9 protein-coding genes are annotated in these 8,975 nt (G+C 70.4%); 5 read left to right on the forward strand and 4 right to left on the reverse strand.

What is annotated here, in order from left to right:
* Positions 1–252 precede the first annotated feature (252 nt).
* From gap to ACFV04_RS42315, 5 genes are all read left to right on the forward strand, one after another.
* Positions 253–1,260: a type I glyceraldehyde-3-phosphate dehydrogenase gene (gap, locus tag ACFV04_RS42295; protein WP_360255886.1), complete on the forward strand. Its 1,008-nt coding sequence runs from the start codon at positions 253–255 to the stop codon at positions 1,258–1,260.
* Positions 1,261–1,412: 152 nt separating this feature from the next.
* Positions 1,413–2,624, forward strand: a complete 1,212-nt coding sequence (locus ACFV04_RS42300; RefSeq protein WP_380536422.1) for a phosphoglycerate kinase — start codon at positions 1,413–1,415, stop codon at positions 2,622–2,624.
* 5 nt (positions 2,625–2,629) lie between these two features.
* Positions 2,630–3,415, forward strand: a complete 786-nt coding sequence (gene tpiA, locus ACFV04_RS42305) for a triose-phosphate isomerase (protein WP_360255882.1) — start codon at positions 2,630–2,632, stop codon at positions 3,413–3,415.
* A gap of 87 nt (positions 3,416–3,502) precedes the next feature.
* Complete coding sequence (gene secG / locus ACFV04_RS42310) at positions 3,503–3,739, forward strand: preprotein translocase subunit SecG (RefSeq protein ID WP_189916417.1); 237 nt, start codon at positions 3,503–3,505, stop codon at positions 3,737–3,739.
* 205 nt (positions 3,740–3,944) lie between these two features.
* A complete protein-coding gene (locus ACFV04_RS42315; protein ID WP_030238413.1) occupies positions 3,945–4,232 on the forward strand; it encodes an RNA polymerase-binding protein RbpA in 288 nt (95 codons plus the stop codon).
* Positions 4,233–4,303: 71 nt separating this feature from the next.
* Here ACFV04_RS42315 and pgl read toward each other — a convergent pair whose 3' ends face one another.
* The 4 genes from pgl to tal form a co-directional block, all read right to left on the reverse strand.
* Positions 4,304–5,092: a 6-phosphogluconolactonase gene (gene pgl, locus ACFV04_RS42320; RefSeq protein ID WP_380339068.1), complete on the reverse strand. Its 789-nt coding sequence runs from the start codon at positions 5,090–5,092 to the stop codon at positions 4,304–4,306.
* Complete coding sequence (opcA, locus tag ACFV04_RS42325; RefSeq protein WP_380339071.1) at positions 5,089–6,177, reverse strand: glucose-6-phosphate dehydrogenase assembly protein OpcA; 1,089 nt, start codon at positions 6,175–6,177, stop codon at positions 5,089–5,091. Before opcA ends, pgl begins: the two co-directional genes overlap by 4 nt.
* Complete coding sequence (zwf, locus tag ACFV04_RS42330) at positions 6,174–7,730, reverse strand: glucose-6-phosphate dehydrogenase (protein ID WP_380536425.1); 1,557 nt, start codon at positions 7,728–7,730, stop codon at positions 6,174–6,176. Before zwf ends, opcA begins: the two co-directional genes overlap by 4 nt.
* Positions 7,731–7,791: 61 nt before the next feature.
* Positions 7,792–8,934: a transaldolase gene (gene tal, locus ACFV04_RS42335; RefSeq protein ID WP_360255876.1), complete on the reverse strand. Its 1,143-nt coding sequence runs from the start codon at positions 8,932–8,934 to the stop codon at positions 7,792–7,794.
* Positions 8,935–8,975: the final 41 nt, after the last annotated feature.

The following is an 8,975-nucleotide window of genomic DNA, read 5'->3' on the forward strand; positions in this document are numbered from 1 at the left end:
CCGGCCGTCGCCGTTTCCGGACGTCCCCGGCACACCCGAATTGGTAGAGACCACTGGCCCGTGACCAACTGCCCGACGGACCAAGGGCGGACGGCCTGAAATCGGGTTTGGGGCACGCCACGCCCAGTCTCAGCAGGCGGCGCGATGTGCCCTCCCAGGCCCGGGAGGGGTAGGGTCATAGGCGGTCGGGGACTTCCCAAATCTCACCCCCGTCGGGCTCCGGCCCGGCGTACCTAACGAGGAGATCGGTTCGTGACGATCCGGGTAGGCATCAACGGCTTCGGCCGCATCGGCCGCAACTTCTTCCGCGCGGTCAAGGCCCAGGGCGCGGACATCGAGATCGTCGGTGTCAACGACCTCACCGACACGAAGACCCTGGCTCACCTGCTCAAGTACGACACCACCCTGGGTACCCTCCAGGCCGAGGTCTCGCACACCGAGGACAGCATCACCGTCGACGGCCACACCTTCAAGGTGACCGCCGAGCGTGACCCGGCCAACCTCCCGTGGGCCGCCCTGGGCGCCGACATCGTCGTCGAGTCCACCGGCATCTTCACCAAGGCGGAGGCTGCGAAGAAGCACCTCACCGCCGGTGCCAAGAAGGTCATCATCTCGGCCCCCGCCACCGACGAGGACGTCACCATCGTCCTGGGTGTCAACGACGAGAAGTACGACGCCGCCAACCACCACGTCATCTCCAACGCCTCCTGCACCACCAACTGCGTGGCGCCGATGGCGAAGGTGCTGAACGAGAGCTTCGGCATCGTCAAGGGTCTGATGACCACCGTCCACGCGTTCACCAACGACCAGGTGACCCTGGACTTCCCGCACAAGGACCTGCGCCGTGCTCGTGCGGCCTCGCAGAACATCATCCCGACCTCGACCGGTGCCGCCAAGGCGACCGCCCTGGTCCTGCCGGAGCTGAAGGGCAAGCTGGACGGCACCTCGCTGCGCGTCCCGGTCCCGACCGGTTCCATCACGGACCTGGTCGTCACGCTGGAGCGCGAGGTCACCAAGGACGAGGTCAACGCGGCCTTCCAGAAGGCCGCGCAGGAGGGCCCGCTCAAGGGCATCCTGGCCTACACCGAGGACCCGATCGTCTCCTCGGACATCGTCAACGACCCGGCCTCGTGCATCTTCGACAGCCAGCTCACCATGGTCCAGGGCAACCAGGTCAAGGTGCTCGGCTGGTACGACAACGAGTGGGGCTACTCGAACCGCGTCGTCGACCTGGTCACCCTCGTCGGTGGGCAGCTCTGACGCGGTGGGAGCTGACGTGATGTAGGGGCGAGGGCCCGGACGGCGCACCATGCCGACCGGGCCCTCGCTCCGCGCTCAAGGACTTCTCAGGCGGCCCCTGCGCCGTGCCGCCTCTGCGCATCGACCATCTCCCCAGGAGTAACCGAATCCCCGTGAAGACCATCGAAGAGCTCATCGAAGCCGGTGTCGCAGGCAAGCGCGTGTTCGTGCGCGCCGACCTGAACGTGCCGCTGGACGGCGAGACGATCACCGACGACGGCCGGATCCGCGCCGTCGCCCCGACCATCGCCAAGCTGGCGGAGGCCGGCGCGAAGGTCGTCGTCGCCTCGCACCTCGGCCGCCCCAAGGGCGCGCCGGACCCGCAGTTCTCCCTCGCGCCGGCGGCCAAGCGGCTCGGCGAGATCCTCGGCAAGGACGTCGCCTTCGCCACCGACACCGTCGGGGACAGCGCCGCGGCGACCGTCGCCGCGCTGGGCGACGGCGAGGTCGCGCTGCTGGAGAACCTGCGCTTCAACGCCGGTGAGACCAGCAAGGACGACGCCGAGCGCCGCGCCTTCGCCGAGCAGCTCGCCGCGCTGGCCGACCTGTACGTCGGTGACGGCTTCGGCGCCGTGCACCGCAAGCACGCCTCGGTGTTCGACCTGCCGGGGCTCCTGCCGCACGCCGCGGGCGACCTGATCGCCACCGAGGTCGGCGTGCTGAAGAAGCTGACCGACGAGGTGCGGCGCCCCTACGTCGTGGTGCTCGGCGGCGCCAAGGTGTCCGACAAGCTCGGCGTGATCGACAACCTGCTGAAGAAGGCCGACCGGATCCTGATCGGCGGCGGCATGGCGTACACCTTCCTCAAGGCCAAGGGCCACGAGGTCGGCATCTCGCTGCTGCAGGCCGACCAGATCCCGGTCTGCCTGGAGTACCTGGCCGAGGCCGAGAAGCGGGGCGTCGAGTTCGTCCTGCCGGTCGACGTCCTGGTCTCCGCCGAGTTCCCGGACCTCAAGGGGAAGACCCCGGCGAACCCGGACCTCGTCGCCGCGGACGCGATCCCGGCCGACAAGGAGGGCCTGGACATCGGCCCGAAGACCCGCGAGCTGTACGCGGCCAAGCTGGCCGACGCCGGCACGGTGTTCTGGAACGGCCCGATGGGCGTTTTCGAGCACCCGGACTACGCGAACGGCACCAAGGCCGTCGCGCAGGGCCTGCTGGACAGCGACGCGTTCACCGTGGTCGGCGGCGGCGACTCCGCCGCGGCCGTCCGCATCCTGGGCTTCGACGAGAACGCCTTCGGACACATCTCGACCGGCGGCGGCGCGAGCCTCGAGTACCTGGAGGGCAAGACCCTTCCCGGTCTCGCCGCTCTGGAGGACTGACGAACATGACCGACCGTCTCCCGCTCATGGCGGGCAACTGGAAGATGAACCTCAACCACCTTGAGGCCATCCAGCACACCCAGAAGCTGGCGTTCGCGCTGGCCGACAAGGACTACGAGGCCGTCGAGGTCGCCGTCCTGGTGCCGTTCACCGACCTGCGTTCGGTGCAGACCCTGGTCTTCGGCGACAAGCTGAAGATCAAGTACGGCTCGCAGGACATCTCGCAGCACGACGGCGGGGCCTACACGGGCGAGGTCTCCGGCCCGATGCTGGCCAAGCTCCAGTGCACCTACGCGGTGATCGGCCACTCGGAGCGCCGGCAGTACCACGGCGAGAACGAGGAGATCGTCAACGCCAAGGTGAAGGCCGCCTACCGCGCCGGGATCACCCCGATCCTGTGCATCGGCGAGCCGCTGGACGTCCGCAAGGCGGGCACCCACGTCGAGCACACCCTGGCCCAGCTGGACGGCGCCCTCGCGGACGTCCCGGCCGACCAGGCCGAGTCGATCGTGGTCGCCTACGAGCCGGTCTGGGCGATCGGCACCGGCGAGGTGGCCACCCCGGAGGACGCGCAGGAGGTCTGCGCCGCCATCCGCAAGCGGATCGCCGAGCTGTACGACGCCGAGCTGGCCGGCAAGGTCCGCGTGCTGTACGGCGGTTCGGTGAAGTCGTCGAGCGCGGCCGGCCTGATGGCCAAGCCCGACATCGACGGTGGCCTGATCGGCGGTGCCTCGCTGGACGCCGACGAGTTCGTCAAGATCGTGCGCTACCGTGAGCAGGCAGTAGGCTAACGCCGCCGCAGCAACGTAGGCTTTGGGGCCGGACCGCCGTACGCGGCCCGGCCCCTTCGCCGAAGATACGAGAGAGTTGGTCCCGTCGTGGTTCTCGGGTTCTCGATTGCCCTGATCATCTTCAGTCTGCTGATGATCCTCCTGGTGCTGCTGCACAAGGGGAAGGGCGGCGGCCTGTCGGACATGTTCGGTGGTGGCGCGATGTCCACCGGCGGCGGCTCGGCGGTGGCCGAGCGCAACCTGGACCGCATCACCATCGTGGTCGGCCTGGGCTGGTTCGCCAGCATCATCGTGCTCAGCCTGCTGCTGAAGTACAAGAGCTGACACAAGCCTGACGCCCCGTCGCCCGAGCGCCTATCCTGGGACGGTCGGGTGCGGAGGCGGTGGTGGCGGAGGCTTAACTCCTGCTTACACTAGGACGACTTTCGCCACCGACGCGCACCGCGGCGGGTCGGCGCACCAGTACGCAGGGAGTCAGACCGTGGCAAGTGGCAATGCCATTCGTGGCAGCAGGGTTGGGGCCGGCCCGATGGGCGAGGCGGAGCGCGGCGAGTCCGCCCCGCGCAACCGGATCTCCTTCTGGTGCGCCAACAAGCACGAGACCCGGCCCAGCTTCGCCGCCGAAGCGGCGATCCCGGACACCTGGGACTGCCCGCGCTGCGGCTTCCCGGCGGGGCAGGACCAGCACAACCCGCCGGCGCCCTCGCGCAACGAGCCGTACAAGACCCACCTCGCCTACGTCCGTGAGCGGCGCACCGACGCCGACGGCGAGGCGATCCTGGCCGAGGCGCTGGCGAAGCTGCGCGGCGAGATCTGAGTCGACCGGACAACCGAGAAGGGCGCCACCGTCGAGTGACGATGGCGCCCTTCGGCGTTGCCCGGGAACCCCTAGGCCGAGGCCGGCGGGTAGAGCTGCGGCGGGATCCGCTCCGCGGCGGCACGGTCCAGCAGCATCAGCGTGCGGCTGCGACCGTACGCGCCGGAGGCGGGCGCCTGGATCTCGCCGGGGCCGGACAGGGCCAGCGCGACCGCGCCCGCCTTGTCCTCGCCGGCGGCCAGCAGCCAGACCTCACGGGCGGCCCGGATGGCCGGGAGGGTGAGCGAGACCCGGGTCGGCGGGGGCTTGGGGGCCCCGCGCACGCCGATCACGGTCAGCTCCCGCTCCCGAACGCCCGGGTGCTCGGGGAACAGCGAGGCGACGTGGGTGTCCGGGCCGACGCCGAGCAGCAGCACGTCGAACGCGGGGACGCCGAGCCGGTCGCCCGGCCCGGCCGCCTTCCTCAGCTCCTCCGCGTAGCGGGCCGCGGCGGCCTCCACGTCCGAGCCGTCCACCCCGTCCGAGGCGGGCATCTCGTGCACCCGCGCCGGGTCGAGCGGGACGGCGTCCAGCAGCTCCGCGCGGGCCTGGACGGCGTTGCGGTCCGGGTCGGCGGCGGAGACGAAGCGCTCGTCGCCCCACCAGAGGTCCAGCCGGCCCCAGTCGACCGCGTCGCGCGCCGGGGAGGCGGCGATCGCGGCCAGCAGGGCGTTGCCGTTGCGGCCGCCGGTGAGCACCACCGAGGCGGTGCCGCGGGCGGCCTGGGCGTCCACGATCCGGGTGATCAGCCGGGCCGCGGCCGCCTGGGCCATCAGCTCCTTGTCCCGGTGGACGACCAGCTGCGGGGTCGCGTTGGTCATGCGCCTTCCTTGGTCCCGCGCTTGCCGGCGGCCTTCTTCGCGGCCTTCTTCTCCGACCCGTCGGCGGTGACCGTCTCCGCGTCGGGGGCGGTCACCGCGGCGACCGCCTCGGAGGCCTCCCGGGCGACCCGCTCGGCCGCCGCCGTCTCGGCGTTGGCCGGTTCGTGCAGGCGGTCGACGGGCGTGCGCACGGCCGTCGCGTAGATGTCGTCCGGGTCCAGGCGGCGCAGTTCCTCGGAGATCAACTCCGAGGTCTCGCGCCGCTTGAGCGCAACCTGGCGGTCCGGCGAACCGGGCATGGAGAGCGTGCCCATCAGACCGTCCGGGCGGTCCAGGGTGATCTCCCCCTCCTTGGTGCGCAGGTGCACCGCGGTGATGCCGGGGCCGCCGGTGACGACCCGCTCGACCGGCACGTGCAGCCGGTTGGTCAGCCACAGGCCGAGCAGCTCGACGCTGGGGTTGTAGGACTCGCCCTCGACCACGGCGGAGACTATCTGGGACGGCCGCTGGTCCAGCGCGGCCGCCAGCATCGAGCGCCAGCCGGTGATCCGGGTCCAGGCCAGGTCGGTGTCGCCCGGGGTGTAGCTCTGGGCCCGCTGGGCGAGCTGGCCGACCGGGGACTCGGCGGTGACGGCGTCGGTGATCCGGCGCTGGGCGAGCGAGCCCAGCGGGTCCTGCGCCGGGTGGAGCGGCGCGTTGTCCGGCCACCAGACCACGACCGGGGCGTCCGGCAGCAGCAGCGGCAGGACGACCGACTGGGCGTGCGCGGCGAGTTCGCCGTGCATGCGCAGGACGACGGTCTCGCCGGAGCCGGCGTCCGAGCCGACCAGGATCTCGGCGTCCAGCCGGGTCTCGGCGCGGGCCCGGGGCGAGCGCCCGGCGCGCTTGATCACCGCGAGGGTGCGCATCGGGTGCTCGCGGGAGGCGTCGTTGGCGGCCTTGAGGGCGTCGTAGGCGCTGCCCTCGTCGGTCACGATCACCAGGGTGAGCACCATGCCGGCGGCGGTGGAGCCGCTGGCCCGGCGCGCCTCCATGAGCGCGGCGTTGATCTTGCTGGACGTCGTGTTGGTGAGGTCGATCTTCATGGCCGGCGCCAGCTCCTGCCGTCTCGTGCAAGCATCTCGTCCGCCTCGACGGGACCCCAGGTCCCCGCCGCGTACTGGGCGGGCTTGCCGTGGGTGTCCCAGTACTTCTCGATCGGGTCGAGGATCTGCCAGGAGAGCTCGACCTCCTGGTGGCGCGGGAACAGGTTGGCGTCGCCGAGCAGCACGTCGAGGATGAGCCGCTCGTACGCCTCCGGGCTGGACTCCGTGAAGGACTCGCCGTAGGCGAAGTCCATCGTGACGTCCCGGACCTCGAAGGAGGTGCCCGGCACCTTGGAGCCGAACCGCACCGTCACGCCCTCGTCCGGCTGGACCCGGATGACCAGGGCGTTCTGCCCCAGCTCCTCGGTCGCGTAGGAGTCGAAGGGCAGGTACGGGGCGCGCTGGAAGACGACCGCGATCTCGGTCACCCGGCGGCCCAGGCGCTTGCCGGTCCGCAGGTAGAACGGGACGCCCGCCCAGCGGCGGTTGTTGATCTCCAGCTTGATGGCCGCGTAGGTGTCGGTCTTGGAGTCGGGGTTGATCCCGTCCTCGTCCAGGTACCCGGGGACCTCCTCGCCGCCCTGCCAGCCGGAGGCGTACTGGCCGCGCACGGTGTGCCGGCCGAGGTCGGTCGGGAGCTTCACGGCGCTGAGCACCTTGAGCTTCTCGGCGACCAGCGCCTTCGGGTGGAAGGAGGCCGGCTCCTCGATGGCGGTGAGCGCCATCAGCTGGAGCAGGTGGTTCTGGATGACGTCGCGGGCGGAGCCGATCCCGTCGTAGTAGCCGGCCCGGCCGCCGATGCCGATGTCCTCGGCCATGGTGATCTGCACGTGGTCGACGTACGACCGGTTCCAGATCGGCTCGAACATCTGGTTGGCGAAGCGCAGCGCCAGGATGTTCTGGACCGTCTCCTTGCCCAGGTAGTGGTCGATCCGGAAGACCTCGTCCCGGGGGAAGACCTCGTGGACGACCTTGTTGAGCTCCTGGGCGCTCTCCAGGTCGTGGCCGAAGGGCTTCTCGATGACGGCGCGGCGCCAGGAGCCTTGCGGCGGGTCGGCCAGGCCGTGCTTCTTGAGCTGCTGGACGACGGTCGGGAAGAACTTCGGCGGGACGGACAGGTAGAAGGCGAAGTTGCCGCCGGTGCCCTGGGCCTTGTCCAGCTCCACGATGGTCTCGCGCAGCTTGTCGAAGGCGTCGTCGTCGTCGAAGGTGCCGTGGACGAAGCGCATGCCCTTGGCGAGCTGCTGCCAGACCTCCTCCCGGAACGGGGTGCGGGCGTGGTCCCGGACGGCGTCGTGGACCTCCTTGGCGAAGTCCTCGTCGTCCCACTCGCGGCGGGCGAAGCCGACGAGGGAGAAGCCCGGCGGAAGCAGACCGCGGTTGGCCAGGTCGTAGATGGCCGGCATCAGCTTCTTGCGGGACAGGTCGCCGGTGACCCCGAAGATGACCAGACCGGACGGCCCCGCGATGCGCGGGAGCCGTCGGTCGGAGGGGTCACGAAGCGGGTTGACGGGGGCGGGCGGGAGGTCGTCCGCGTCCGACTCCGAAGTCAACTCTGGGAAATCAGTGCTCACTTGATGGGCTCCGCTTTCGTGCGCTGGCTGTGAGCGGGGGTCACTTCTCGTCGGCGAAGGAGGCGAGCGAGGCGGTGACGGTGTCGAGCAGCTCGTTCCAGGACTGCTCGAACTTCTCGACGCCCTCGTCCTCCAGCACCTGGACCACGTCGTCGTAGTCGACGCCGGCGGCGGCGATCGCGTCGAGCACGGCCTTGGCGTCGGCGTAGTTGGGGACGATGGTGTTGCCGGTGACCACGCCGTGGTCGCCGGTGGCGTCCAGGGTGGCCTCGGGCATGGTGTTGACCGTGCCGGGGGCGACCAGCTCGGTGACGTACAGGGTGTCCGGCAGGGCCGGGTCCTTGACGCCGGTGGAGGCCCACAGCGGACGCTGCGGCTTGGCGCCGGCGGCCTCCAGGGCGGTCCAGCGGGCGTTGCCGGCGGTCTTGCCGTCGACGCTGCCGAAGACCTCCTCGTACGCCTGGTAGGCGAGGCGGGCGTTGGCCAGGGCGGCCTTGGACCGCAGGTTCCTGGCGTCGCCGCCGACCTTGTCCAGGCGCTTGTCGATCTCGGTGTCCACGCGGGAGACGAAGAAGGAGGCGACCGACTCGATCTGGGAGAGGTCCAGGCCCTTGGCCTTGGCGGTCTCCAGACCGGTCAGGTAGGCGTCGATGACGGCCTTGTAGCGCTCCAGCGAGAAGATCAGCGTGACGTTGACGCTGATGCCCTTGCCGATGACCTCGCTGATCGCGGGCAGGCCGGCCTTGGTGGCGGGGATCTTGATGAAGACGTTCGGGCGGTCGACCAGCCACCACAGCTGCTTGGCCTCGGCCACCGTGGTGGCGGTCTCGTGCGCCAGGCGCGGGTCGACCTCGATGGAGACCCGGCCGTCGCGGCCGTTGGAGGCGTCGTAGACCGGGCGCAGCACGTCGGCCGCGTCGCGCACGTCGGAGGTGGTGATCATGCGGATCGCCTCGTCGGTGGTGACCTTGCGGACGGCCAGGTCGCGCAGCTGGCTGTCGTAGGAGTCGTCGCCGCTGCCGGCGATGGCCTTCTGGAAGATGGTCGGGTTGGTGGTGACACCCACCACGTGCTTGTTCTGCACCAGTTCGGCCAGGTTGCCGGAGTTCAGCCGCTTGCGGCTGAGGTCGTCCAGCCAGATCGCAACGCCTTCGTCGCTGAGGCGCTTCAGTGCGTCAGTCATGGTGCTTCAGTCCCTTGTTCTTCTGCTTCGTGGGGTAGGCG

This window comes from Kitasatospora sp. NPDC059599, from assembly GCF_042735125.1.
Classification (GTDB): Bacteria; Actinomycetota; Actinomycetes; order Streptomycetales; family Streptomycetaceae; genus Kitasatospora.

What these genes read in the sequence shown, in the direction of transcription:
- tpiA (WP_360255882.1), top strand. Translation starts at nt 2,630, where the DNA reads ATGACCGACCGTCTCCCGCTCATGGCGGGCAACTGGAAGATGAACCTC.
- ACFV04_RS42315 (WP_030238413.1), top strand. Translation starts at nt 3,945, where the DNA reads ATGGGCGAGGCGGAGCGCGGCGAGTCCGCCCCGCGCAACCGGATCTCC.
- pgl (WP_380339068.1), bottom strand. Translation starts at nt 5,092, where the DNA reads ATGACCAACGCGACCCCGCAGCTGGTCGTCCACCGGGACAAGGAGCTG.
- opcA (WP_380339071.1), bottom strand. Translation starts at nt 6,177, where the DNA reads ATGAAGATCGACCTCACCAACACGACGTCCAGCAAGATCAACGCCGCG.
- tal (WP_360255876.1), bottom strand. Translation starts at nt 8,934, where the DNA reads ATGACTGACGCACTGAAGCGCCTCAGCGACGAAGGCGTTGCGATCTGG.